Genomic DNA, 25,484 nt, shown 5'->3' with positions numbered 1-25,484 from the left:
ATGCTTTGTTCGATCTCGTTGCGATTGGTGAGGTTCTGATTGACTTTCACATGCAAAAGGATGATATGTCGCCGCTTTGGGTGGGCAATGCGGGTGGGGCACCCGCGAATGTGCTTGCAGCCGCCTCCAAATTGGGGGTTTCTACTGCTTTGATTGGTGCGGTAGGGGATGATCCGTTTGGACACTCTCTTTTGCGACTGATCAATAAGCTTTCCATTGATACCCGAGCGATGAGTATATTACCTCAAGTATGGACAACACTGGCTTTTGTCTCTCTAGACAGTCAGGGAGAACGCTCATTTTCTTTTTTGCGCAATCCGGGTTCGGATACTGCCTGGCATACAACTCACATCATGAAGCAATACGCTTCTTCCTGTCGTGTCCTTCATTACGGCTCACTGACTCTGTGTGCTTCACCAGCTCGTGAGGCTCTACTAGAACTGTTGTCTTTGGCTAAACATCAAGGAGCTGTACTCTCTTATGATCCAAATTGGCGCCCTGCTCTATGGAAAGATAAAAAAATGGGTATAGAAGCTATGCGCTTGGGATTACAATGGGCGGATGTTGTAAAAGTTGCGGAAGAAGAGGCATGTTTACTGACAGGGAAATCTCAGATAGACGAGGCTATGGAAGAGCTTGCTCATTGCGGACCAACGTGGCTGCTTATCACCGGCGGTTCCAAGGGCGCGTGGATTGTACATCGGGATGGATGGCGCCGCCATGTTCCAACAATTCCAGTACGAGTAGAGGATAGCACAGGTGCGGGAGATACATTTTTGGGCGCATTTTGGGCTGAATTATTGACGGTAATTGATGCGAAAGCATCACTGCTGACTGCACATCATGAGCAGTTAGAACATGCCGTGCGGTTTGCCAATCGGGCTGGAGCTTATATTGCCGCTCGCTCCGGAAGTCTCTCCATTATGCCGACAAGAGAACAAATTGAAGAGCTTGGCTAAAAGAAAAGGGTGAAGCGTATCTCCCGCGCATTTATTGGCTTTGCGCGGGGGTACTCACTTCATTCAAAATATTCTCTGATAACCCTAATTCTTCTAACTGGTCTTTAGAAAGAACCATCATTTTGGCATCAGCCGTTGCTTTAAGTTCACCTTCTGCATTATGAATGGTGGCATGCACCAAAATCAGTTTCCGACTTTCCCTGGTTGGCGTGGCTTCTATGTAAAGTGTTTCTCCCACCCGAACCGGGGCTTTGAACGATATGTTTAATTCAGCCGTAACCGTCACTTTGCCGAGAAAAGTGGCTACATATGCACAGGCTTCATCGAGTAAAGTACTCGTAATCCCCCCGTGTTGAACGCTTGGCCAACCAGCCATTTCTTTATCTACGTAAAAAGTGGCAAAAGAGTTCGCCCGATCACGTTTTTCAAAGTGGACATGGAGTCCGCGCGGATTGTCTGCGCCGCAGACAAAACAGTATTGATTGCCCAATCTCCATCCTCTCCCTGCTTCAGGCTAGATATAGCCCACTGTATGCCGATGGGAAAAGCATACTATATCTCCGCGCGATTTCAAAAAGCGTTATCAATGTAGTCCTATTTTTTCAGCCAATTGGTAGAGGAGCTGAAACCGTCGCGCATCAAACAAATCTTCGTCGGGGTGAGATCCATCCATCAGCAATTGAGTCAGGATTTTGCCTGCCATCGTATAGTAAACTGTGCCATTACCACCGTATCCCAGCGCATAAAAACAGTTCTGAAGTTGAGGGTGGCGACCAATAAAAGGCATGCCGTCTTTACTGGTAGCAAAAACACCAGACCACTGACAAGCAACACCTATTTGCGTGTACTCAGGGAAGAGTTGTCCTAGATTGCTCTTTAACTGTGTGACTTTTTCTAACAAAACTTTGTCCCGCTCTGGATTGCGAATGGTATTTTCATCAAGCCCACCAACAAGGATACGGTTGTCTGCAGTGGTGCGCAGGTATAGATAAGGGCGTTTCGTTTCCCAAATCAAGCATCGATTCAACCATCCAGAAAAATCCGTTGCAGGTTCTGTTGCAATGGTATATGTGGTTTGCAGTTTGGTACCTGATGTTTGCCAACGCTCTTCGGTCTCATAGCCACTTGCGAAAATAACATATTTACAGCGAATGCGGTGACCCTGTGAGCTATATAGAACTGGGGAACCGCGTTCTATTTTCAGGTTGACGATTTCGGTGTTTTCAAAGATACGTGTCCCTCGACTTTCTAAATGTTGAAAAATGCTGTGCGTCAATCGATAAGGATTGATTTGTGCATCTCCACCTGTCCAAAGAGCAGCAGGTTTACTGAAAGGGAAGCGGGTTTCAATTTCGACCCGGGATAAAAATTCAACAGGAAATTTTTCTGCGATTAAGCAACGATATTCCTCTTCCAAACATTTAACATCTTTGGATGAAGAAGCAAAATAAAGACTATCTTTAGCTGCATATTCTGTTGGGTATGGAATCTGCAAAACAAGATCGCTTAAATCAGATACAGCTTGTTGGCAGAGTCGATAAAAACGTACAGCTTTTTCTCGGCCATGAATTTCTATTAGCTTATGGAGTGGCATGTCGTTCATAAATTGTACGAGACCGGTATTGGCCTGGGTGGACCCCCGTCCCACTTGTCGTTTGTCCACAACCATACAATGAAATCCTGCTTTGCTTAAATACCACGAGCAGATAGCGCCTGCTTCACCAGCGCCCAAAACAGCAACATCGCATTCCTCATCTTGAGACAATTCAGGATAAGTTGGCGGGTTGCTATAAGTCATTGTCCATAACGTTTTGCCAGTTGTGAGGTCCATGATTTAGTTTCCTCCCAGTCTGTTGCCACGACATACAGTTTTAAATTTCCACGAAGCCTGACAGCTTATACGAGTTCGTCTGCACAGGAATAGGGTCTTGTTCAAGTGTTCAGATTTTTCCTTGACAGCTTGAAGTTCGCATTGTATAACTAGCTAAATCTCACTGGTAGAGAAAGAAGGAGAAGAGAAAATTGACAATTGCTCTAGGAGTATTAGGGTGTGGAACTGTAGGACAAGGAACTGTGCTCCTGGCGCATCGCCGTGCTGAGAAAATTCAACATTTGACAGGCTTCCGACCTTACGTCAAAAGAATTTTGGTAAGAGATTTAGAAAAAACGCGATCGCCCGAAATTGACCGTAGTAAATTGACTAATCAAGCTTATGATATTTTGGATGACCCAGAAATTCAGGTAATTGTGGAGACGATAGGTGGAATTGAGCCAGCACGTACCTATATCCTCGAGGCCTTGCGTCGTGGGAAACATGTGGTGACAGCCAATAAAGATTTAATTGCGCTATATGGTGCCGAAATTCTTAAAGTTGCCAATGATGTTGGCGTTGAAGTTCTGTATGAAGCTGCAGTAGGTGGCGCCATACCGCTCGTAGGACCTTTGCAAGAGAATTTGACGGCCAATGAAGTGACGGATTTAAAAGGCATTATTAATGGCACAACAAATTTTATATTGACTCAAATGAACGAAACAGGAGCAGAATTTGCAGATGCCTTAGCCGAGGCGCAAGCACTCGGATATGCTGAGGCGGATCCCTCCAGTGACATTGATGGTTTGGATGCTGCTCGGAAATTGACGATTTTGGCCTCCATTGCATTTCATGCCCGTGTGGAACTGGCTGATGTTCAAGTCGAAGGGATACGTCATATCACCGCGCGTGATGTCCAGTATGCGCGCGAATTGGGGTGTGTAGTCAAATTATTGGCGAGTGGAACCGATCGCAACGGACGGCTGTCCTTGCGTGTGCGACCGACACTTATTCCGCTTGCTCATCCGCTGGCTCATGTCAGCAATAGTTACAATGCGCTTTTTGTGCGTGGGGACGCAGCTGGAGATTTGATGTTTTTTGGGCGGGGGGCTGGTTCCATGCCCACTGCTAGTGCGGTCGTAGGGGATATTATCTCGTTGCTGCGCAATATTCGCCTTGGTGTAGCCGGATCGCCCGAAAATCGTCTCTATTTGCAAAAACGTGTGGTTCCTGATGAGATGCTCTACCAACACTATGTTCGTTTTTCTGTATCTGACAAACCTGGAGTCTTTGCACGCATTGCTCAGCTTTTTGGCGACGCTGGCATCAGTATGGAAACCGTTCTGCAAAAACGAGTGGAGCAAGGGCAGGCGGAGATTGTGGTCGTTACGCATAGTATTCCCGCCCATCGTATGGATGAACTTTGCGATGCGCTAGCGCAAGTTCAGCAAGTACAGAAAGTGGCTTGTGTCATGCCGCTGGAAGCATTGAGTGAGTAAGATGGCTGTATGGAATATCGGCAGTGCATGGTATTCATCCGTGAATGAAAAATAAGCAACTAAGGCTTAAGACGGCTCCCTGTAAAAGGGGCCGTTTTTCGATGACAAAAATAATTTATAAAATCTGAAAACTTCAATAACCATCTGAAAGTAAACGCTTTCTAAATTTTCGGAGAAAACGTTTACATGGCTAAAATGGCACATTCGTCGCGTTGACAGTGTAAAAATCCCATACTAAAATGACCAACAAGCCTTTATTTGAACGAGAATTCCGAATCCTTCTACACCTCTTCTGAGCGCATCAAAGCAAAGAAGATTGAAAATTCAAAATTAATGTTTCGAGAATGCTCACTTTCTACGGACTCTATACAAATTGGCAAAGGGAATTTCGGGAGGAGAGATTTTATGGAGCAGTGGATATTTCGTAATGGACAGTTTGTTGACAGAGATTCGGCCACTGTATCAGTGTTCGATCACGGTTTACTCTACGGCGATGGAATATTTGAAGGTATTCGAGCATATTCGGGTAACCTTTTTCGCCTTCGTGAGCATTTGTTGCGTCTCTATGCATCGGCCAAGTCCATTCTCCTAGAAATTCCTTATTCTTTGGATGAAATGATGGAAATAGTCGCCGAAACTGTGCGCCGGAATTTGTTGAATGACGCTTACATCAGGCTGGTAGTCACCAGAGGCATGGGTGATTTGGGACTGGATCCCAAAAAATGCCCAACTGCAGAAGTCATCGTCATTGCTGAACAATTGAACATGTTTGCCCCTGAACTTTATACACGGGGAATTGAGGTTATCTGTGCTGCTACGAGACGCAATCGTTCCGACGTGCTCAGTCCAAAGGTCAAAAGTCTCAATTATCTGAACAATATATTGGTAAAGCTAGAAGCGCATGCTGCTGGCGTAAATGAAGCGCTTGTCTTGAACAGTGAGGGCTATGTTGTGGAAGGTTCGGGTGAGAATGTCTTCCTGGTTCGAGACGGAGTGGTTTACACACCGCCTACGTACTTAGGAGCTTTGGAAGGTATCACACGCCAAGCCGTCTTGGAAATCGCGCAAGAACTGCATATTGAAACACGTGAAGAACCATTTACGCGCCATGATGTGTATGTGGCGGACGAAATTTTCCTGACGGGAACGGCGGCAGAGATGGTCCCTGTCATCAAAGTGGACGGCAGAGTCATTGGGAGTGGTCTACCGGGTGAGGTGACTCGTCAATTGCATCGAGTTTTTCAAGAACGTACGAAAACAGACGGCTATGCGGTTTATGCTCCTCATGCTGTTTCTGAGGGAGCTTAACTTTTGAGTAAGATGGTTGACCAAAGATGGACAGGAGTTGTCGATTTATTTGAAACAATGCCATAGGAGGTGCAAAGAACAAGATGCGCAGTGACAACATCAAAAAAGGACCGGATCGTGCCCCGCATCGCAGCTTGCTCTATGCTACCGGAGTTAGGCCAACCGACTTGCCTAAACCGTTTATTGGAGTCTGTAATTCCTATGTTGATATCATTCCTGGCCACAGGCATTTAGCTGAGATTGGACAACTGGTGAAAGAAGCTATACGCGAGGCGGGAGGAGTGCCCTTCGAATTCAATACGATTGGTGTTGACGATGGGATTGCCATGGGACATGTTGGCATGCGCTACTCCTTGCCAAGTCGTGAATTGATTGCTGATTCGGCAGAAACCATGATTCAGGCGCATTGGTTTGATGGAGTCTTTTTCTTGCCCAACTGCGACAAAATTACACCAGGAATGCTTATGGCTGCTGTTCGTACAAACGTTCCCTGTGTGTTTGTTTCTGGCGGTCCTATGGAGGCGGGAAAATCAAAGTTGACGGGAAAACCACTCTCATTAACGTCAGTTTTTGAAGGAGTTGGCGGCTATCAGGCAGGGCGTATCAGTTTGGCCGAATTGCAAGATTTGGAAGAAAATGCTTGCCCTACCTGTGGTTCTTGCTCAGGAATGTTTACCGCCAATTCCATGAACTGCATTATGGAAATGCTCGGTTTGGCGCTTCCTGGAAATGGGACGTTGGTAGCCACGGCAGAAGAACGTAAAAACTTGTTTCGTGAAGCTGCCGAACACTTGCTGCGGATGGTTCGAGAAGATATCCGGCCACGCGACATCGTTACGCCAGAAGCGATTGATGATGCTTTTGCCCTCGATATGGCTATGGGTGGTTCCACCAACACCGTACTTCATTTAATGGCTATTGCTCATGAAGCTGGGATTAATTACCCTCTAGCCCGGATTAATCAAATCGCCCAGCGAGTTCCTTATCTTGCCAAAATTTCCCCAGCTTCCGATTTCAGTATGCAAGATGTCCATGAAGCTGGTGGAGTGTCAGCCATCATCCGCGAACTTTGCCAAATTCCCGGAGCGATACATCCAGAGCGGATTACTGTCAGCGGTCAAACGCTGGGTGAACAAGTGAAGAACGCAACGATTCGGCGTCCTGAAGTGATTCGTAGTATAGAGAATCCTTATAGTCCGGTAGGCGGTCTCTCTATACTTTATGGCAATCTTGCTCCAGATGGCAGCGTTCTAAAAGTGGGTGCGGTTGATCCCGATATTCAGGTGTTTGAGGGTGAGGCTATTATTTATCACTCTCAGGAAGAAGCAAGCTCTGGTATTGAGCGAGGCGAGGTGCAGCCAGGCCATGTTGTGGTCATTCGCTATGAAGGACCCAAAGGAGGACCCGGGATGCCTGAGATGCTTTCACCCACATCCGCGATTGTCGGACGTGGTCTTGGCCGAGAGGTAGCCTTGGTGACGGATGGTAGATTTTCTGGTGCTACGAGAGGTATTTGTGTTGGCCATATCTCACCGGAAGCGGCGCTCGGAGGACCGATTGCCTATGTACAGGAAGGAGATCGAATTCGTATTGACATTGTCAATCGCAGCATTACCCTGCTTGTCACAGAAGATGAATTAGAGCGTAGATATCAACAGCCAGTTGCTTCTCCACAGCGTGAATTATCTGGCTATTTACGAAGATATGCTCAATTGGTTACATCATCCAATACAGGTGCGGTTTTATCAAGCAGCAGCTAAGCAGTCATCTTGTCAACTCTCAAGCAAAATCATCGACCAGATAGGAGGGGGAGAACATGGACAAATTCGCTGTGGACGGCAGTTCAGCCAAAGTGGCGTCAAGTTGTATGATGTCGGGTGCACAAATTCTCGTCGAGTCTCTGCGCAGGGAAAACGTCGATTTAATGTTTGGTTATCCAGGTGGCGCCGTTTTACCACTTTACGATGCTCTCTATCAATGCGGCATTCGTCATGTGCTGACACGCCATGAACAGGGAGCCATTCATATGGCTGAAGGTTACGCGCGTGTGACTGGCCGGCCCGGCGTGGTCATTGCTACGTCGGGACCGGGAGCAACCAATCTAGTGACAGGTCTGGCAGATGCCATGATGGACTCCCTGCCCATCGTAGCCATCACCGGTCAAGTTTCTACCGAAGTCATTGGCACAGACGCTTTTCAGGAAACATCGATTATTGGCATATCTACTCCTATTACGAAACACAATTATCAAGTTCGACATGTCGATGAACTCTCGCAAGTCATTCGGGAATCGTTTCATATTGCTTCCACCGGCCGGCCTGGACCCGTTTTGATTGATATACCCAAAAATGTTGCTGTCTCGCTGGGACGTTTGGATGATGGTGGACCGCTCAGCTTACCGGGCTATCAACCGAATCTGGAACCTAATCTATTGCAACTCAAGCGTATTATAGAAGGCTTGGCTGAAGCAGAGCGTCCCTTATTGCTGGTCGGTGCAGGTGTTCTGCATGCCAAAGCCCATCGCGAATTGTTGCAATTTGCTGAAGTGTACCAATTGCCGGTCGTCAGTACATTGCTCGGTCTTGGGGCGTTTCCTGGCACTCATCCACAGTTTCTTGGCATGGCAGGTATGCATGGGTCTTACGCAGCCAACCAAGCGCTCTATGAAACTGATTTTCTTATCAATATTGGCTCTCGATTTGACGATCGATTAACCGGAAATGTACGGCATTTTGCACCCAATGCCACGATTGTGCATATCGACATTGATCCAGCCGAGATCGGAAAAAACATTCGTACACATATTCCGGTGGTGGCAGATGCCAAGCGAGCTTTGATGGGATTATTGCGTATGGGACAGGAAGTGAAAGACTTTGCTCAGTGGAAAGAACGTGTTTATGGGAATAAACGTGAATTCCCGTTTTGGTATGTGCCAGAGGCGGACATAATCAAACCTCAGGCTGTCTTGCAGCAACTTTACAAGTTGACGGATGGGGACGCTATTGTTGTAACAGATGTTGGTCAACATCAGATGTGGGCGGCTCAGTTTTACACCTTCCAAAATCCGGATTGCTGGGTGACCTCGGGTGGATTAGGAACCATGGGTTTTGGATTGCCTGCAGCGATTGGCGCGCAGTTTGGCAAACCAGACAAAACGGTTCTAGCCGTACTGGGCGATGCGGGATTTCAAATGACACTACAGGAACTCTCTGTCGTGGTAGAAGCAAAATTGCCAATCAAAATGATGATCGTCAACAACGGCTCACTCGGCATGGTTCGTCAGTGGCAAGAACTTTTTTACAATGAGCGCTATTCTGAATCGCTTCTGGTCTCTCAGCCTGATTACGTCAAACTTGCTGATGCGTATGGTATACCCGCTTATCGTGTAGAAAAAGCGTCAGAGTTATCCAGGGTACTCCTTGCAGCAGTTGAGGAACCTGGCCCGGTGCTTGTGGATTGTCGTGTAGCAGCGTTGGAAAACGTCTATCCCATGATTGCTCCTGGCAAAGGACTGCACGAGATGGTAGGGGTGGTGCCGCTGTGAATCGTATTCTTTCCGTTCTTGTCAACAATCGGGCGGGTGTTTTACACCGTGTCACAGCTCTTTTTTTACGAAAAGGTTTTAATATCCAGAATATTACAGTTGGTTCCACTGAGTTAGAAAATCAATCTCGCATGACCATTGTGCTTTCTGAAACGGATGAAGTAACTGTGGAGCAGGTCATGAAGCAACTACACAAACAAATTGATGTGTTAAAGGTAAGCGATTTGACAGAAGAACCTATAGTGGCCAGAGAATTGGTGCTTCTTCAAGTCAATAGTCCATTGAATAGTCGCTCGACGCTTATCACGCTGATCGATCCATTCCGTGCGCGAATTTTAGATGTAGGTAGGGACACGGTGATGATTGAAGCGGTTGGTAAACCTGAGAAAGTAGATGCCCTGATTGCGCTTCTTCGCCCTTATGGGATTTTGCAATTGGCACGTACGGGTGTGACGGCTTTGACTCGCGATAGTCAGACGACCCAAGAAATTGCTCGTCTGATGCGCTCCAATGCTCTCAACCTTTAGAAATATAGCGAAACAAACCTAAATTCTTGGGAGGAATGGATAATGGCTACCATTTATTACGATCATGATATCTCACTGCAGGCGTTGGAGGATAAGACGGTTGCAGTGATTGGTTATGGTTCTCAAGGGCACGCTCATGCACAAAATTTGCGCGATAGTGGGGTGCATACAATTGTGGGGGTTCGCCGGGGAGCTTCGTTTCAACAGGCTGAAGAGGATGGATTTGCTGTATTTGATGTAGCCAGTGCAGTGGAGCAGGCAGATGTGGTGATGTTGCTTTTGCCTGATGAGCGTCAGCCAGAAGTCTACCGTCAGGAAATTTTGCCGCATTTGCGACCTGGCGCGGCGCTCGCTTTTGCTCACGGCTTTAACATTCATTTTTCTCAAGTCGTTCCTCCAGTAGGCGTGGATGTGTTTATGGTGGCTCCTAAAGGTCCAGGCCATCTGGTACGACGCGTTTTTGCTGCGGGAGGAGGCGTACCTGCTCTGGCTGCCGTCGAACAAGATGCGACAGGTCAGGCTTGGCCTTTGGCGTTGGCTTATGCCAAAGCCATTGGCGCCGGGCGAGCGGCGGTACTCACCACCAGTTTTCAGGAAGAAACAGAAACTGATTTGTTTGGCGAACAGGCTGTGCTGTGTGGAGGACTTTCTGCGCTGGTCAAGGCAGGTTTTGATACGCTGACAGAAGCCGGCTATCAACCAGAAGTTGCCTATTTCGAATGTCTTCACGAGTTAAAACTGATTGTCGACTTGATGTATGAGGGTGGTTTAGCTTACATGCGTTACTCCATTTCCGATACAGCAGAATGGGGAGACTTTAACGCTGGACCACGACTTGTCAATGATGCTGTTAAGGCGGAAATGAAAAAAATTCTCCGTGAAATTCAGCAAGGTGTTTTTGCTAAAGGATGGATTTTGGAAAACCAATCTAATCGCCCTGTTTTCAACGCGCTGCGCAGACGTGAGCGTGAACAACCCATTGAAGTGGTTGGGCGCCGTTTACGAGAAATGATGCCTTTCATTCAGTCACCAGAACAGCGTGCTAAACAGCAGGGGGTGGCCGTTCATGCGAAAGCTTGAAGTGTTTGATACGACATTGCGAGATGGTGAACAGTCGGCTGGTGTGAACCTGCATCGTCATGAAAAACTGGAAATCGCGTTACAGTTGGAGCGTTATGGAGTAGATGTGATGGAAGCCGGTTTTCCGGCTTCTTCACAAGGCGATTTTCTCGCTGTGCAGGAAATTGCCAAGCGCGTTCGCAATGTTTCCGTCTGTGGACTGGCCAGAGCCCATGTCAGCGACATTGACGCTGCCTGGGAAGCATTAAAAGAGGCTGTTGAACCGCGTTTACACATTTTTCTTGCTACTTCCCCTATTCATATGGAACATAAGCTTCGTATGACACCCGATCAAGTGGTTGAAGCGGCAGTAAGCTCTGTTCGTTATGCTGCTGCCAAATTCCCTGTGGTAGAGTGGTCGGCCGAGGACGCTACACGCAGTGAATGGACTTTTCTAGCCCGGATTATCACAGCGGTAATTGATGCTGGTGCGAAAGTTATCAATCTTCCAGACACAGTGGGCTACAGCACACCAGCCGAATATGTAGCTATGTTTCAGTACCTCAGAGAGAATGTTCCCAATGCTCATCGTGTCAAATTTTCCGCACACTGTCATGACGATCTCGGTTTAGCGGTTGCTAACTCCCTGGCGGCCATTGCTTCCGGAGTCGAACAGATTGAGGGTACCATCAACGGAATTGGTGAACGCGCCGGTAATGCTGCTTTAGAAGAAATTCTCACAGCCCTGGTCATTCGACGGGACTGGTATGAAGTAGAGACAAACATCGAACTGGCACAGACAGCCCTGACTTCTAAACTGGTCAGCAAACTGACAGGTATCTCGGTTCCTCCCAACAAGGCAGTAGTTGGCGGCAACGCATTCGCTCATGAATCAGGCATTCATCAAGATGGAGTCTTGAAGAATACGTTGACTTACGAAATTATCCGTCCAGAGATGGTTGGCTATGGGTCAAACAAAATGGTGTTGGGAAAACATTCGGGTCGCCATGCTTTTCGAGAAAAATGTATGGAACTGGGCATTCTTCTTGAGGAGGAACAGTTTAACGCACTGTTCAACGCATTCAAATCTTTAACTGATCATAAAAAAGAAGTGACGGACGACGATATCCTCGCTTTGCTTTTAGAGAGTGGCCAGCAGGAAATGATTCAGCAATATCATTTGGATTTTCTGCACGTTACGTATATGGAAGATAAAACCACGACTGCTCTGGGTGTGCGTTTATCCAATGGAGAAAGTGTCAGAGAAGTTGCCACTGGTAATGGAACAGTGGAAGCTATCTTCAACACTGTTGAAAGAATTGTAGCCGGATCGGCACGAGAAAACATGTGTTTGCTCGACTATCGCATACAATCGACGACGGGTGGTCAGGATGCGTTGGCTGAAGTTTATGTAAAAGTGCAGTTAGGCAATCAGGCAGGTGCAGGCAGGGGATTGGACAATGATGTGCTGGCTGCTTCAGCCAAGGCGTTCCTTGACGCTATCAATCGTATTCATCTGAAATCACAGCTTGAACAAAATGTATTAGCTCTAACTGCGGAGAGATAAGGAGGGACGCAAGCATGCAGTATCGACTTGCCGTATTGCCAGGGGATGGCATTGGCCGTGAGGTGACAAGTGCCGCGTTAACAGTTCTGAAAAAAATCGAATCTCTCTTTTCTTTTTCAACAGAAGTAGAAGAAGCGGATATTGGTGGTGCAGCTATTGACCGGTTCGGACATCCCTTGCCACAGCGTACAGTGGAAATCTGCCAAGCAAGTGATGCGGTGCTGCTCGGTGCTGTTGGCGGACCAAAATGGGATAATTTACCCGGAGATCTTCGTCCGGAAGCGGGTCTTTTAGGGCTGCGCAAGACATTGCAGGTTTTTGCTAACTTGCGGCCTATCCGTGTCTTCCCAGAATTAATGGATGCTTCTCCGCTCAAACGTGAAGTGGTGGAAGGCAGTCATTTTATCATCGTGCGCGAGTTGACGGGTGGACTTTACTTTGGAGAACCCAAAGAGCGTCGCCAGACAGCCAACGGTTTGGAAGTGGTCGATACACTTCATTACACAGAGGATGAGATTGAACGCATTGTTCGAGTGGCATTTGATTTGGCGACGAAACGTCGCGGTCATCTGACCTCAGTGGATAAAGCGAATGTTTTGGAGAGCAGTCGAGTATGGCGGGAAGTCGTTCAGCGAGTGGCTTTAGATTATCCGCAAGTCCAGGTTCATCATCAATTGGTGGACTCCGCCGCTATGATGATGGTGCAAAAGCCAACGTTTTTTGATGTGGTGGTTACGGAAAATTTATTTGGCGACATTCTCAGCGATGAAGCAGCGGTTATCACGGGTTCGCTCGGCATGCTTCCCTCTGCGTCGCTTTCCTCGAGGGGTCCAGGGTTATACGAGCCTGTTCACGGAAGCGCTCCAGATATTGCTGGACAGAATCGAGCAAACCCATTGGCTACATTACTTTCTTTGTCCATGCTGCTCGAACATAGTTTTTCTCAGCATGAAGCAGCAAGCGTTTTAGAAAAGTCTGTATTATCAGTGATTTCGCAAGGATATAGAACAGCAGATCTTGCTGGTCGCCATCATCAGGCGTTGTCGACGACGGAAATGACTGAACGAGTATTGGCTGCTTTGGAAGATCAGGTCGGATGCCAGACTATGAAATCCGCGCAGTAGATGGGAGAAAACTTCACATGTTTTGCAGAGTGAGGAGGAAGGAATATATGCCCAAAACGCTGTTTGATAAAGTTTGGGATCAGCACGTGGTTACAGAATTAGAGAATGGACAAACTCTTCTCTACATTGACTTGCATCTCGTTCATGAAGTGACTTCACCACAAGCCTTTGCTGGCTTGCGGGAAGCGGGTCGGCGTGTGCGGCGTCCAGATTTGACCTACGCCACGATGGATCACAATGTTCCCACGGACAATCCGCATCATGTTGTAGATTTGATAGCCAAAAAACAGTTGGAGACGCTGGCTGAGAACTGTCGGGATTTTGGTATTCGCTTGGCCGATCTCGATTCTCCCCATCAGGGGATTGTTCACGTCATTGGTCCGGAGCTAGGGCTTACTTTACCAGGCAAGACGATTGTTTGCGGTGATAGCCATACTTCGACTCATGGTGCATTTGGTGCCATCGCTTTTGGCATCGGAACCAGTGAGGTGGAACATGTTTTGGCAACACAATGTCTTTGGCAAGCGCGGCCAAAAACATTGAAGGTAGAGTTGACAGGGCGACTGCAACCGGGAGTTTTTGCAAAAGATGTGATTCTCGCCTTGATTGCCAAGTATGGGGTTGGTTTTGGCACAGGTTACGCCATTGAGTTTGCAGGTGATTTTGTACGTGGCTTGTCCATGGAGGGACGCATGACACTCTGCAATATGAGTATTGAAGCTGGGGCACGTGCAGGATTGATTGCGCCAGATGAAGTGACTTTTGCTTATCTGCAAAATCGTCCGCACGCCCCGCGCGGTGCAGAATGGGAGGAATGTTTGCGACTGTGGCGTGAATTGTCAAGTGATGAAGGTGCTGTGTACAACAAAGTTGTACAAATGGATGTCAGTTTATTAGAGCCTCAAGTCACGTGGGGAACAAATCCATCTATGGGCGGCTCGGTGCACAGCCTATTACCTGAAGTAGCAGCGCCAAATTCTGCGTTTTCTCAACAAGATTTGCAGAATGCCTACGCTTACATGGGACTTTCTCCGGGAATGAGTATGCTCGGTGTACCCGTTCAGCATGTATTTATCGGTTCTTGTACTAATGGCAGAATTGAAGATTTGCGTCTGGCTGCAGCATTGGTTGAAGGCAGGCGTGTAGCGTCCCATGTGCGTGCCTTAGTAGTACCGGGTTCGAAACAAGTCAAACAGCAGGCGGAAGAGGAGGGCCTGGATAAAATCTTTCAAGCGGCAGGCTTTGAATGGCGGGAGCCAGGCTGCAGTATGTGCTTGGGTATGAATCCCGATCTCGTTCCTGCCGGTGAACGCTGTGCCTCCACGTCCAATCGAAATTTTGAAGGTCGTCAAGGTCGCCAGGCGCGTACGCATCTTGTTTCTCCCGCGATGGCAGCCGCTGCCGCTATTGCCGGGGAATTTGTAGATGTTCGCGAATGGATGCAAGGAAAGGAGTTGAATCGTGTTGGAAGCATTCAACCAGCATAGAGGTAAGGTTGCTGTACTGCCAAACGCAAACGTCGATACCGATCAGATCATTCCAAAACAGTTTTTAAAACGCATTGAGAAGAGCGGTTTTGGTGATGTTCTCTTTTATGATTGGCGTTACGATGAAAAGGGTCAGCCGCGTCCCGAGTTTGTTCTCAATCATCCTGAATCCCAGGGAGCGAGTATTTTGCTTGCTGGTGACAATTTTGGTTGTGGAAGTTCACGAGAACACGCTGTTTGGGCATTGCGTGATTACGGTTTTCGGGCTATATTGGCTCGTTCTTTTGCAGATATTTTTTACAACAACTGCTTTAAAAATGGCGTTCTTCCTGTCGTTCTTAGTGAAGAAGCTTGGGACGGTCTGGAGCCTGTCCGTCAAGGTGTACTGAGAGAATTGGAAGTCGATTTGCCGGGAGAAGTCATTCGTTTACCGGATGGCAAATCCTTTTCCTTCACACTTGCGGCTCATGCGAAAATGATGCTCATGGAAGGGTTGGACGATGTTGGCGTCACCTTGCGCCATCAGCAAAAAATTGATCGTTATGAACTGTATCATCGAGTTGCCTATCAACGGGTCTATTGAAAAAATCAATAGTTTGAAATGGGATTGCCGTGCAACCTCAATTTGATTGGGGATTGCACGGTTTTTTGTATTATGATGGCGAGGGAAACTATTGTCGGGGAGAGACGTTTGTGGCTGACCATCTCGCGGAACAGGTAACTTCGTATATCGAATGGATTTATCAATCTTACAACCAGGCAAAACCATATTTACCTGAAGGGTTTGATCGTGATCGGCGGCACCCGGAGTGGACGCGTGCACTTTTAGATCAACTTGGTTCTCCAGATCGAACGACTTGTAATATTGCTGTGACTGGGAGCAAGGGAAAAGGAACGCACGCTATCCTATTAGCGGCTGTATTGGAGCGAATGGGATTATCAGTCGGTCTGTTTACTTCTCCTCATTTGGTCGATTTTCTCGAACGTATACGACTGAACGGACAAAAAATTTCCGAAAAAGATTTTGTGCGTTATGCACAACGTATTCGCAATGCTGCCGAAACCTTGCAATTGCCTGCTCATCACTATTTTGGTCCAGTGGGATACGTTGCGGCAATTGCGGCAGAATTTTTTCGCGATCATCAAACGGATGTCAATATTTTTGAACTGGGGCGAGGAGCGCGTCATGATGATGTGAATCAGATTGTGCATCAGGGTGCACTGATGACGCCTGTTTTCCTAGAGCACAAAATGCAATTGGGACCAGAGTTACGGGATGTTATATGGGAAAAAATAGGTATCTTAACGTCTGATACACGCTGGTGGGTTTTACATCCTCAACCTCAAGAAACCGGACAAATTCTTGAAACCATCCGTGCTGAGTTGCATCTTCCCGAGCCTATCCGGGCACAAATGAATCAATGTCAGCTTGTCTGCCGTAAAGATAACATCGATGAATATCGTGTGACGACTTCGGGTCCCATGTTTACCATTTACGGACCGACCGTTTTGGAGGCGTTTCGCAGTAATCTGGTAGTGGTTATGGAGGCCGCATGGCAAATATGGCGAATGTTGCGCCCCTTTAGCGAAGCATCTCTGGAGTTGCATATTGAAGATCTTGCGCTTCCTGGTCGCATGCAGTATCTTCCTAACCTTTCCGTACCAACATTGTTAGATGGAGCAATCCACAGGGAAAATGCGCGACGAGTATTGAATTATTTGGATGCCATTGGTCAATTGGGGAATAAGAGGAGGGGAGCTATTGTCTGTTTGCCGGATGATAAAGATGGCGAAGGATTGCTCAATGAATTGCATGAGTATCTAGATTGGATTATATTTTGCAGAGCTCAAAATCCGCATCTGCAATTTTCCCGCCATTGGGTAGGTGTATGGCAACAGATGGGCAAAATAGGGAAGGAAACTCATTCTTTTGCAAGCGCCTGGCAAATGGCTTTGGATCATCTTTCTGTCGATGAAATTTGGCTGCTGGGAACCCAGTCGTTTTTAACGGACGTTTTTCAATATTTGAAAATCGATACGGGTTCGATATGGAATCAACCGACTAAACAGAAAGGTGATGGTAAGTCACTGACGGCTAAAGAGTAAGGAGGATTCTTGTGTTTTTGAAACTGGTGCTGGCTGGTGTTGTTTTGGCAGCCAATAATGCCGCCGCCGCCGTAGGAATCGGTGCTGCTGGCATACAACGACGACAACAGTGGCGGACTGCTTTGCTGTTTGCCCTTTTTGAGGCTGTGATGCCAGCAATAGGTCTGTTGCTGGGGCATCAGTTGTCTGTCTCGTTGCATCAAAGTGCCCATTGGTTTGGAGCTATTTTGCTGGCTTTAGTCGGTGTATATACCTTCTTTCAGAAAGAAAACGAAGAAACGGAAAAAACGACAAACGGATCGACATGGAAAACTTGGCTTTTAGCTATCATTCTTTCCCTCGATAATTTAACGGTGGGTTTTGGGCTGGGTGTCATGCGTGTTCCTTGGATTGATGCCAGTTTAACTTTTGGAGCCATCTCGCTTTTGATGACTATTTTGGCGCTTGAGACGGGCCGCTGGCTAGGACGTTCTTTGCGTATGCCTGTTCATCAGTTTGCTGGAGCGCTTTTGGTTGTTATAGCTTGTGTTTTTGCCCTTTAGGAATCGGCGTTTCTCTGAGACACCGGAATCCGCCTCATGCCATAGACTGTGCTATTGGCGATGGGAGGGAATCGGTAGATGGAATCTTTGCCTTGGAACGTCTGGTATACAGCCCAGTTGCCCAAACGTGCGGAAAAACCAAGATTTCGCGGCATCACAGTCGCTATGGATACTGGGATTCCTTTTAGTTTCATGCAGGCAAGTTTACAAAATGTACATCCATATATAGACTTTTGGAAGTTTGCTTACGGCAGCCCTGTATTCACTACACCTTCTATTCTGCAAAATAAAATTTCCCTTTGTCACGAGTATCATATTCGGCCTCTATCTTCTGGTGTTTTGTTTGAGTATGCGGAGATGCGTAATGAATCCGGAGAATTTTTGGACGCGCTTCATGAAGCAGGTTTCGATGCGGTGGAAATCAGTTTTCGTCTAGCTGACGCAAAAAACAGCCATTGGGTGACACGAATAGAAGAAAGTAAAAATAAAAATTTTACAGTTTTTACAGAGTTGGTACTTCCTTCTTCGCCAGATTCTGTTCCTTCTTATCTTGCTTTGATTGCTGCTCATTTGATGGCTGGAGTTGATTACATTCAGTTGTTAGCAGAAGATCATCGTACATCCGCTTTTACCTTTTACAAAGAGTGGCAACCTATTCTGGAAGAGGCTTTTGGAGAACGAATACATCATTTGGTTTGGCCAGTGCCTGACGCGGAAGAACTTTCTCGATTGCCGCAACTTGCTTTGGGGAATCTAAATATGCATCTTGTGCGTCCGCAGCAACTGATGATTGTTGAGTCTGCCCGAAGAAGATTGCTTGGAGAATGCTCTGCAAAACCCAAGGAATGGATGCTTGGGAATGAGATAGACATATACGCTCCTTCCCAGCGACAAGAAGGGTTAAAGACCAAATTGAATCAGGGCTTATGGATGCCTCCCGAGAAAAAATGATGGCATGTCAATTTTTTTGTCAGCCTCATTTGTAGTATACTCAAATTAGGATGGACGATCTCGTTGCACGGGTTTTTGCAACCAATGTTTGATCAAAGCAGGAAACATATCTGGGAGTGGAGGGATTATCCATGGCAAACGATTCAACCGCATTTGTTGCCGGGTTAGAAGATGTTGTAGCTAATACATCCAATATTTGCTTTGTGGATGGTAAAGAGGGACGGCTTGTCTACCAGGGTTATGATATCCACGATTTGATTGCAGGCCATGCGACTTTCGAGGAAGTTATTTATCTTCTTTGGCACGGTAAATTGCCCAATAAAACTGAATTGCAGCAATTGACTCAAGAAATAGCGAATGAGCGTAAGTTGGATGAACCTACGCTGAAACTGTTAAAATCGTTACCGAAAAACTCCAATGCTATGGAGGTATTACGTACAGCAGTATCTTTTCTTGGGCTGTACGATCCAGACGAAGGTCATGAAACTCTGGAAGCCAATCTCCGCAAGGCAACTCGCTTAGTGGCTAAAATTCCTGCTCTTGTTACTGGATTTGAACGGATTCGTCAAGGTCTCGAACCTGTTCAGCCCGATACAACGCTCAGCGCAGCGGCTGATTTCTTTTATCAGCTAAATGGAAAAAAGCCTACAGAATTTGAGGAAAAAGCGTTTAATATCGCTTTGATTTTGCATGCTGACCATGAATTGAATGCTTCTACATTTTCAGCTCGTGTCACGGCGGGAACACTGTCTGATATGTACTCAGCAATTACGTCTGCTGTTGGAACGCTCAAAGGCCCACTGCATGGTGGAGCGAATGAGCAAGTCATGAAGATGTTGTTGGAAATCGGTGACATAAATAAAGCGGAAGCTTGGATTGAAAATGCTTTGGAGCAAAAGAAAAAAATTATGGGCTTTGGCCATCGCGTTTATCGTACGGAAGATCCGCGTGCGACTCATCTGCGCCAGTTGAGCAAGCAAGCAGGAGAACTAAAGGGTGAGACGAAATGGTTTGAGATGTCGCAAATTGTCGAGCGCGTTGTCAAAGAGAAAAAAGGTCTCAACCCAAACGTCGACTTTTACTCAGCATCCATGTATTATTCGCTTGGATTACCCACACATCTTTATACACCGATTTTTGCCTGCAGTCGCATCGCGGGTTGGACGGCTCATGTGCTTGAACAATATCAAAACAATCGCTTGATTCGTCCGCGAGCAGAATATACTGGGCTCACTCATGCCCAATTTGTCCCTATCGAACAACGGTAACAACGGTAATATGTGTTTGTCTAACACCTTCTCCTCAGGGCACATTAAGATTGCAAGTTCATCTAAGACTCTCTGAGGAGGCGTTACACATGACGCAGAATAGCTCATCGAATCCATTGCTGATTCAGCAGGCTACCCAGGCTCTACAATCGCTGAAATATGAAGTTGCCTCAGAACTTGGCATTACCCCACCAGCTGACGGTTATTGGGGAGCTGTTTCGTCTTATGAAAATGGTTCTATTGGTGGAAGTATTACCAAAAAATTAGTTGCCTATGCACAGCAAAGACTAGCTGCGACTGAATCCTCGGTTGAATAATAGGGTTTGAACAATGGGGCTATCCTATAGGTCATCTTTGATGACGGTAGGAATAGCCCCGTTAAGTATGAGTTTTTTATATTTTATTGTGGGAAGAAAAAGCTTTCTAATCGTCCCTAATTTCGCTGAAATGGATAAATTTTTTCTGTTCCTCATCCCACAAACGATAGAATAGGGAATCTAAACTCTGCCTCAACCCAATATGTCGAACCTGGCGAAAAGCATCAACATTTTCGTGTGCTTTTTGCAACTGATAATTGGGAATACGGGGACCAAGATGGTGTACATGATGGAATCCAATATTACCCGTAAACCATTGTAAAATGAGTGGGAGCTTGTAAAATGAACTCCCCTGCAGAGCGGCGTCAAAATAATTCCACTTATTTTGTTCTTCAAAATAACTGCCATCAAATTGATGCTGAATATAAAATAACCAAATACCGATGATACCAGAACCATAAAAAATGGTTCCTTGTACCACCAGTACCACTTGCCATCCCCAATAGCTTCCCAGTACCAGAAGAGAAGTTAAAATGAAAATTGTTGTTCCATACGTGTTCCATCGTTCTTTTCGTTCTGCTCCTTTTCGGTTCATGCGTGCTTTGCAAAAAAGATATATAGGTCCTAATCCAAATAAAATAAGTGGATTACGATACAATCGATATATCATTTTTTTCTTAGGAGAGAGTTGCCGATATTCGTTAACTGTCAATATCCAAATATCACCTATCCCTCTATGGTTTAAATTTCCGCTCGTTGCATGATGTAAAGCATGTTCGTATCGCCATTTGTAATAAGGAAACCCTGTCAAAAATCCTGTGAATAATCCAACCCATTCGTTAGTTTTGGGATGCTTGAAAAATGAGTAGTGACCACAGTCATGAAAAATGATAAATATTCTCATAAAAAAACCTGAAGCAGCCAATGCCAACAGAGGAGTTAGCCAGATCCAATGATCAAGCATACTTTCAGCAGACAGATACCATAATGCTAAATAGGGAATACTGCTGTTTATCAATTGCCATGTAGAAGTTTTCCAATTGGCTTCTTCAAAAGGTTCAATTCGTTTTTTCCATTTTCGCGCGTGTTCTTGAGTGCTAATTGCTCGTCATCCTTTCCAGCCTTTTGTCTTCGAATTCGGTGATTCTTGATAAAACGCTGTAATGCTGAATCTATTCACAAAACACTGCAAATGACACAGAAAATTGACTCAAACATGTATTTACCCAATAGAAAACGCCTTCACGTTCACACTAAAGTGTGATGTGAAGGCGTATGTGTATGGGTTTGAAATGTTTAGTGTACGCCTGCTGCTGTACGACACTCGGAGATTTTGCTCAATGCGTCGCCAGCTTCGTTAATATGAATATCCACGGTTGCTAGGTCGCCAATCGAACAAATGCCGCAAATTCGGCCTTGAGCATCTACAACAGGCAGTCGGCGTATTTGGTGTTGAGCCATGATGTCAGCCGCTTCATGAGCGTCAGTATCTGGTGTGCAGGTGATGACTTGATTGGACATACAATCTTTGACGGTAGCCTGAAGATTGCCTTTGGCTACAGCGCGCAAGCAAATATCGCGATCGGTAATCATACCCACCACTTTATTGTCTTTGCAAACTGGTACGGAGCCACAATCCTCGCTAGCCATGATTTGCGCAGCTTGCTGTATGGAATCATTTTCCTGGCAACATTGCACATCAGATGTCATGAAGTGTTTGACCTTCATTGCGCATTCGCCCTCCTCAAGATAAAGTGTGGTTCTCCTTTATCGTCTCCAGCAAAGTTGATTTTAAGCAATTTTGCGCCAAGCAAGTAGTTCCGCAATTGCCAAATAAATTGTCCAAGCTCCTGTCAAGATTCGCACAAGCAGTTCAAGAGGATGTGGAGAATACAAATAAGGCATGGTAGGAAGGTAGGGAAGGCCGGACCAAGAAAGAAGGATCAGTCCTAACAGAGTACCACCTGACAGACGATATCGAGATCGACATCTGGCAAGTCCAATGAAGAGTATGCCTAATCCAAGCAAAATAAAATTGTCTTGGCTGGACAGTTGCATATAATCTCCAAATTGGTGAAATATAAATCCCCAAACGCCAAGGATGATGTAACACCATCCAAAGACGCGATAGACGACCTGTGTGGACATGCAGACAACCTCCCGAATTCTCATGGTTTACCTTATGATGGATTGTCCCATGCTTATGAATAGACTGAGCTTGAAGGAGTGAAGGAATTTGGACTTGCTTGAACAAATTTCCCAATTGTCACAGCGCTTGCGCGAAGCAGTACGGATGTGTGAGTATTTGCAAATGCAACTGAACCATCATCAAGAATCTTTACGCCCTCAAGCCAGAGAGCCGCAAGTTCATAAATCGGATTCTCATGTCAAGCGCAATCCAGCCACTTACACGTATGCGCCTACATCAGCAGTGGAGTCTCATCTTTTATCACCCATTCAAGAGTCTTTCTCGCTTCAAGCAACAGAAACGACTTCCGTCATGATGTCACCTCGTCAATCTGAGTATTCTATCTATGGGAGAGTCTGAATACACCTTCCAAATAAGCCATCTTTCTATAAAGTTTGTCTATGGTAAAATAATGCTATCTCCATTGACGGTTTATGAGGTGTACGTGTGCAAAGGCGCAGATTTTGGCGGCATTATGGTTGGTGGCTAGTCATTTTATGTCTGGTTTGTCTGCTGACGGTAGCCGGATGGTTGCTCTGGCAACGTCAGAAACCAGTGCGATTGCAGTGGACTGAAGTAAGTAAGCATAATCTTTCCAATGCTATTATGGAGAGTGGCACCGTTAAACCTGTGCAGCGTCAGTTGGTTTTTCTCAATCAACTGCCAGGTCCTATTGAAAATACGTATGTCCATCCAGGTGAAGTGGTCAAAAAAGGACAGGCACTGTTTACGTCTGGTGGTGTGTCTTGGCCAGCCAGCATAACAGGGCAAGTTCTTTTTGTGCATCCACAAGGAGTCGATTCTTCAGGTCAGCCCGAACCCGTCATCGAAGTTGCCAGTCTGCAAAAACAAATTGTCATTGAAGTATCAGAAGAAAATGCGGTTCATGTCCATGCTGGCCAGCGAGTCCTATTGACTGCGGACGCTTATCCAGGTCAGACGTGGAGAGGTACAGTCATCAGTGTAGCTCCATACGCTGCTGAGAATGTCAATGGTTCTTCTCAAGTAGAAGTCGATATAAAACCACATACTCCCTTTACCGTTCCTTATGGATTTACAGTACATGCAGAATGGAACACGGTTATTGCGCAGCATGTCCTGACAATTCCATACTCTGCGCTCGTTCAAGATGGAACTCAGTATGCTGTGTTTGTATATCAAAATCATCGTGTTCAAGAAAAAATCGTTTCATTAGGACAGACGGACAATTCATTGGTCCAGGTCCTTTCCGGATTGTCAGACGGACAAAAAATCGTGAACAATCCACCTTCTTCTTTACAATCCGGTGAGGTGGTAGTTCAGCCATGATTCGCGTTAAAAATTTGCAAAAATCATATCAAATGGGGAAGGAAAGTTTAACCATACTGCATCAGGCTACGTTTACCATTCGCCAAGGAGAGTTTGTAGCAGTGGTGGGTCCTTCTGGGAGTGGTAAATCTACTTTGATGCATATTCTTGGTTGTTTGGATCGACCGACAAGTGGTGAGTATTGGTTTCATGATCAGGATACGTCACAACTTACGGGCTACGAATTGGCTCAATTGCGCAATCGAAAAATTGGTTTCGTGTTTCAAAATTTTCATCTACTCCCCAGAATGACAGCACGCCAAAATGTCGAACTCCCCATGATGTATGCAGGAATGAAACGCGCTGAACGACGCAAACGGGCAGAAGACTTACTCGAAACATTGGGACTTTCTGAACGCCTCCATCATCTTCCCAATGAATTGTCAGGGGGGCAGAAACAGAGAGTGGCGATTGCCCGCGCGCTTGCCAATCGTCCAGAACTATTGCTCGCAGATGAACCTACTGGCGCTCTGGATTCAACAACCAGCCATGAAATTTTAGAGATTTTTCAAGAACTCCACCAGTCGGGAGTAACCTTGCTTATCATTACCCACGATTATCGTGTTGCCCAATATGCGAAACGCCACCTATTTGTAGAAGATGGGTTTGTCAGCGAACGAACTTGGGAGGATATTCATGAACGCGACTGAACTTCTTACTTCTGCGTTTCTTTCCATGCGAGCACATTTACTTCGATCGCTGCTGACGATGCTTGGAATTTTCATTGGCGTCGCTTCGATTATCGCTATCGTTGCCATTGGTAAGGGCGGACAAAATGCTGTTGTATCGACTCTTGAAAACAACCAGTTGCGGCAAACCATTGAGATTGTACCTCGTGAATTGGTGGTTCCAGGCATTCCTCAGCCGGGACAAATACTTTCATTTTCAAATGAAGATTTTGACATTGCTCGTCAATTTCAGGGAGTTTTGCAAGTAGCAGAAACACTTTACGGGCAGGCTGCTGTCAGTGCAGGCAGACAGTCAGCGAATTTGATGTTGGAGGGTGGACCTGATTATTTAAACGGTTTGGCTAATTTTTCCGTTATCCAAGGAAGGATGTTTACAAACGGAGATGTGCTTACCCATCAGAATGTGGCATTGCTAAGTCAGCAAGCTGCGCTTCAGTTGTTTGGACGAGAAAATGTTGTCGGACAGTCGCTTGTAGTGGGCGGGCAAACTTTACAGGTCATTGGTGTGACAGCATCCACAGAACCCTCTTTATTGAACGGCATCCTGGGAGGCGGTGCGGTCTATTTACCCTATACTACTTTAGAAGGCATATTCCCGAATTGGACGGCTTCAGAAATGGATATTGCCGTTCAACCAGGAGTATCCGTGCCAGAATTGTCGCAACGAATTGTTACAGCACTCAATATTCATGCACATAGCGCAGAGGCGTTTGAAACTTCGGCTGGTTTTTTGCAAGGCATTGAGAAATTGATAGGGACCATCACTAATATTTTAACGCTTGTCATTGGGGCGGTTGCAGGTATTGCTTTAGTGGTTGGTGGAGTAGGAGTCATGAATATTATGCTTGTATCCGTGACAGAAAGAACACAAGAAATCGGTATTCGTATGTCTCTTGGAGCCACAAAATCCGCCATTGTATGGCAGTTTTTGTTTGAATCTATGATGCTTACCGCAACAGGTGGATTATTAGGCATTGTTTTTGGTGTGTTGGTGACTATTATAGTTCGGGCGGCTTTTCATTTTCTGGTTGCTGTATCTTGGCAAGTAGCTATTGGAGCATTTTTGTTTTCTGCGCTTATTGGTCTTGTTTGTGGATTGTATCCAGCTTTAAAAGCGTCCCGTCTGTTGCCAGTCGATGCTTTGCGTTATGAATAAGTCACAGGTCACGGCGCGATGTTTGTTCCATAGAGT

The 25,484-nt window shown here is 46.2% G+C and carries 24 protein-coding genes and 1 pseudogene; 20 read left to right on the top strand and 5 right to left on the bottom strand.

From position 1 onward, the window contains the following. The first annotated feature begins 5 nt into the window (after positions 1–5). Positions 6–959, top strand: coding sequence for a carbohydrate kinase family protein (locus ACOJUR_RS13550; protein WP_420950291.1), 954 nt, complete (start codon positions 6–8; stop codon positions 957–959). 31 nt (positions 960–990) lie between these two features. Here ACOJUR_RS13550 and ACOJUR_RS13545 read toward each other — a convergent pair whose 3' ends face one another. Both ACOJUR_RS13545 and ACOJUR_RS13540 read right to left on the bottom strand, forming a co-directional pair. Next, a complete protein-coding gene (locus tag ACOJUR_RS13545; protein ID WP_072875291.1) occupies positions 991–1,449 on the bottom strand; it encodes a PaaI family thioesterase in 459 nt (152 codons plus the stop codon). A 93-nt stretch (positions 1,450–1,542) separates the two neighbouring features. Beyond that, a complete protein-coding gene (locus ACOJUR_RS13540) occupies positions 1,543–2,790 on the bottom strand; it encodes an NAD(P)/FAD-dependent oxidoreductase (protein WP_203114602.1) in 1,248 nt (415 codons plus the stop codon). 191 nt (positions 2,791–2,981) lie between these two features. On the opposite strand from ACOJUR_RS13540, the gene ACOJUR_RS13535 reads away from it, so the two are divergent. From ACOJUR_RS13535 to ACOJUR_RS13465, 15 genes and pseudogenes are all read left to right on the top strand, one after another. After that, a complete protein-coding gene (locus ACOJUR_RS13535; protein ID WP_420950290.1) occupies positions 2,982–4,268 on the top strand; it encodes a homoserine dehydrogenase in 1,287 nt (428 codons plus the stop codon). A 405-nt stretch (positions 4,269–4,673) separates the two neighbouring features. Beyond that, positions 4,674–5,576, top strand: coding sequence for a branched-chain-amino-acid transaminase (gene ilvE / locus ACOJUR_RS13530; protein ID WP_306954714.1), 903 nt, complete (start codon positions 4,674–4,676; stop codon positions 5,574–5,576). Positions 5,577–5,659: 83 nt separating this feature from the next. Then, complete coding sequence (gene ilvD / locus ACOJUR_RS13525; RefSeq protein ID WP_306954712.1) at positions 5,660–7,336, top strand: dihydroxy-acid dehydratase; 1,677 nt, start codon at positions 5,660–5,662, stop codon at positions 7,334–7,336. Between the two features lie 56 nt (positions 7,337–7,392). After that, positions 7,393–9,120, top strand: coding sequence for a biosynthetic-type acetolactate synthase large subunit (ilvB, locus tag ACOJUR_RS13520; RefSeq protein ID WP_072875286.1), 1,728 nt, complete (start codon positions 7,393–7,395; stop codon positions 9,118–9,120). Next, positions 9,117–9,647, top strand: coding sequence for an acetolactate synthase small subunit (ilvN, locus tag ACOJUR_RS13515; protein ID WP_072875285.1), 531 nt, complete (start codon positions 9,117–9,119; stop codon positions 9,645–9,647). The genes ilvB and ilvN overlap by 4 nt, the downstream gene beginning before the upstream one ends. A 30-nt stretch (positions 9,648–9,677) precedes the next feature. Further along, positions 9,678–10,727: pseudogene (ilvC, locus tag ACOJUR_RS13510) on the top strand (ketol-acid reductoisomerase); the annotation flags it as partial. After that, positions 10,714–12,273, top strand: a complete 1,560-nt coding sequence (locus tag ACOJUR_RS13505; protein ID WP_420950289.1) for a 2-isopropylmalate synthase — start codon at positions 10,714–10,716, stop codon at positions 12,271–12,273. The pseudogene ilvC and the gene ACOJUR_RS13505, both read left to right, overlap by 14 nt. Positions 12,274–12,287: 14 nt before the next feature. Further along, positions 12,288–13,397: a 3-isopropylmalate dehydrogenase gene (gene leuB, locus ACOJUR_RS13500; protein WP_072875282.1), complete on the top strand. Its 1,110-nt coding sequence runs from the start codon at positions 12,288–12,290 to the stop codon at positions 13,395–13,397. 47 nt (positions 13,398–13,444) lie between these two features. Beyond that, on the top strand, positions 13,445–14,884 hold the full coding sequence (gene leuC, locus ACOJUR_RS13495; protein WP_072875281.1) for a 3-isopropylmalate dehydratase large subunit: 1,440 nt from the start codon (positions 13,445–13,447) through the stop codon (positions 14,882–14,884). Continuing rightward, positions 14,862–15,467: a 3-isopropylmalate dehydratase small subunit gene (leuD, locus tag ACOJUR_RS13490; protein WP_203115613.1), complete on the top strand. Its 606-nt coding sequence runs from the start codon at positions 14,862–14,864 to the stop codon at positions 15,465–15,467. The genes leuC and leuD overlap by 23 nt, the downstream gene beginning before the upstream one ends. Positions 15,468–15,577: 110 nt before the next feature. Further along, positions 15,578–16,990 (top strand): folylpolyglutamate synthase/dihydrofolate synthase family protein, encoded by a 1,413-nt coding sequence (locus ACOJUR_RS13485; RefSeq protein ID WP_420950288.1) that lies wholly within the window; start codon positions 15,578–15,580, stop codon positions 16,988–16,990. An 11-nt stretch (positions 16,991–17,001) separates the two neighbouring features. Next, a complete protein-coding gene (locus ACOJUR_RS13480) occupies positions 17,002–17,532 on the top strand; it encodes a manganese efflux pump MntP (RefSeq protein WP_072874856.1) in 531 nt (176 codons plus the stop codon). A 78-nt stretch (positions 17,533–17,610) separates the two neighbouring features. Next, positions 17,611–18,483, top strand: a complete 873-nt coding sequence (locus ACOJUR_RS13475) for a phosphosulfolactate synthase (protein WP_420950287.1) — start codon at positions 17,611–17,613, stop codon at positions 18,481–18,483. Between the two features lie 131 nt (positions 18,484–18,614). Then, positions 18,615–19,751, top strand: a complete 1,137-nt coding sequence (locus tag ACOJUR_RS13470) for a citrate synthase (protein WP_072874854.1) — start codon at positions 18,615–18,617, stop codon at positions 19,749–19,751. Between the two features lie 89 nt (positions 19,752–19,840). Then, positions 19,841–20,068 (top strand): alpha/beta-type small acid-soluble spore protein, encoded by a 228-nt coding sequence (locus tag ACOJUR_RS13465; RefSeq protein ID WP_072874853.1) that lies wholly within the window; start codon positions 19,841–19,843, stop codon positions 20,066–20,068. A gap of 106 nt (positions 20,069–20,174) precedes the next feature. Here the strand turns inward: ACOJUR_RS13465 and ACOJUR_RS13460 are convergent, their stop codons facing one another. The 3 genes from ACOJUR_RS13460 to ACOJUR_RS13450 all read right to left on the bottom strand — a co-directional run bounded on the left by ACOJUR_RS13460 (position 20,175) and on the right by ACOJUR_RS13450 (position 22,216). Continuing rightward, the gene (locus ACOJUR_RS13460; protein WP_420950556.1) at positions 20,175–21,170 is read right to left on the bottom strand and encodes a fatty acid desaturase; all 996 of its coding nucleotides are present in this window, start codon (positions 21,168–21,170) and stop codon (positions 20,175–20,177) included. Positions 21,171–21,364: 194 nt separating this feature from the next. Beyond that, the gene (locus ACOJUR_RS13455) at positions 21,365–21,796 is read right to left on the bottom strand and encodes a CBS domain-containing protein (RefSeq protein ID WP_072874851.1); all 432 of its coding nucleotides are present in this window, start codon (positions 21,794–21,796) and stop codon (positions 21,365–21,367) included. 63 nt (positions 21,797–21,859) lie between these two features. Next, entirely contained in the window at positions 21,860–22,216 is a 357-nt protein-coding gene (locus ACOJUR_RS13450; protein WP_420950286.1) for a hypothetical protein, read from the bottom strand. 88 nt (positions 22,217–22,304) lie between these two features. On the opposite strand from ACOJUR_RS13450, the gene ACOJUR_RS13445 reads away from it, so the two are divergent. From ACOJUR_RS13445 to ACOJUR_RS13430, 4 genes are all read left to right on the top strand, one after another. Beyond that, positions 22,305–22,616, top strand: coding sequence for a hypothetical protein (locus ACOJUR_RS13445; protein WP_072874849.1), 312 nt, complete (start codon positions 22,305–22,307; stop codon positions 22,614–22,616). 87 nt (positions 22,617–22,703) lie between these two features. Then, positions 22,704–23,564: an efflux RND transporter periplasmic adaptor subunit gene (locus ACOJUR_RS13440; protein ID WP_072874848.1), complete on the top strand. Its 861-nt coding sequence runs from the start codon at positions 22,704–22,706 to the stop codon at positions 23,562–23,564. Continuing rightward, complete coding sequence (locus ACOJUR_RS13435) at positions 23,561–24,253, top strand: ABC transporter ATP-binding protein (RefSeq protein WP_420950285.1); 693 nt, start codon at positions 23,561–23,563, stop codon at positions 24,251–24,253. The genes ACOJUR_RS13440 and ACOJUR_RS13435 overlap by 4 nt, the downstream gene beginning before the upstream one ends. Beyond that, on the top strand, positions 24,240–25,448 hold the full coding sequence (locus ACOJUR_RS13430; protein WP_420950284.1) for an ABC transporter permease: 1,209 nt from the start codon (positions 24,240–24,242) through the stop codon (positions 25,446–25,448). Before ACOJUR_RS13435 ends, ACOJUR_RS13430 begins: the two co-directional genes overlap by 14 nt. Positions 25,449–25,484 lie beyond the last annotated feature (36 nt).

It is taken from the genome of Alicyclobacillus tolerans, assembly GCF_048984885.1.
GTDB classification, from domain to species: domain Bacteria; phylum Bacillota; class Bacilli; order Alicyclobacillales; family Alicyclobacillaceae; genus Alicyclobacillus_I; species Alicyclobacillus_I tolerans.
The sequence above is the reverse complement of the archived record's forward strand: the minus strand, read 5'-3'. Positions and strand labels throughout refer to the sequence as shown.

Bases quoted from the DNA above. Each gene is read 5' to 3' on its own strand.
- ACOJUR_RS13475 (WP_420950287.1), top strand. From the start codon at position 17,611: ATGGAATCTTTGCCTTGGAACGTCTGGTATACAGCCCAGTTGCCCAAA.
- ilvE (WP_306954714.1), top strand. From the start codon at position 4,674: ATGGAGCAGTGGATATTTCGTAATGGACAGTTTGTTGACAGAGATTCG.
- ACOJUR_RS13450 (WP_420950286.1), bottom strand. From the start codon at position 22,216: ATGTCCACACAGGTCGTCTATCGCGTCTTTGGATGGTGTTACATCATC.
- ilvB (WP_072875286.1), top strand. From the start codon at position 7,393: ATGGACAAATTCGCTGTGGACGGCAGTTCAGCCAAAGTGGCGTCAAGT.
- ilvD (WP_306954712.1), top strand. From the start codon at position 5,660: ATGCGCAGTGACAACATCAAAAAAGGACCGGATCGTGCCCCGCATCGC.
- ACOJUR_RS13505 (WP_420950289.1), top strand. From the start codon at position 10,714: ATGCGAAAGCTTGAAGTGTTTGATACGACATTGCGAGATGGTGAACAG.
- ACOJUR_RS13540 (WP_203114602.1), bottom strand. From the start codon at position 2,790: ATGGACCTCACAACTGGCAAAACGTTATGGACAATGACTTATAGCAAC.
- ACOJUR_RS13430 (WP_420950284.1), top strand. From the start codon at position 24,240: ATGAACGCGACTGAACTTCTTACTTCTGCGTTTCTTTCCATGCGAGCA.
- ACOJUR_RS13470 (WP_072874854.1), top strand. From the start codon at position 18,615: ATGGCAAACGATTCAACCGCATTTGTTGCCGGGTTAGAAGATGTTGTA.
- ACOJUR_RS13435 (WP_420950285.1), top strand. From the start codon at position 23,561: ATGATTCGCGTTAAAAATTTGCAAAAATCATATCAAATGGGGAAGGAA.
- ACOJUR_RS13465 (WP_072874853.1), top strand. From the start codon at position 19,841: ATGACGCAGAATAGCTCATCGAATCCATTGCTGATTCAGCAGGCTACC.
- leuC (WP_072875281.1), top strand. From the start codon at position 13,445: ATGCCCAAAACGCTGTTTGATAAAGTTTGGGATCAGCACGTGGTTACA.
- leuB (WP_072875282.1), top strand. From the start codon at position 12,288: ATGCAGTATCGACTTGCCGTATTGCCAGGGGATGGCATTGGCCGTGAG.
- ACOJUR_RS13455 (WP_072874851.1), bottom strand. From the start codon at position 21,796: ATGAAGGTCAAACACTTCATGACATCTGATGTGCAATGTTGCCAGGAA.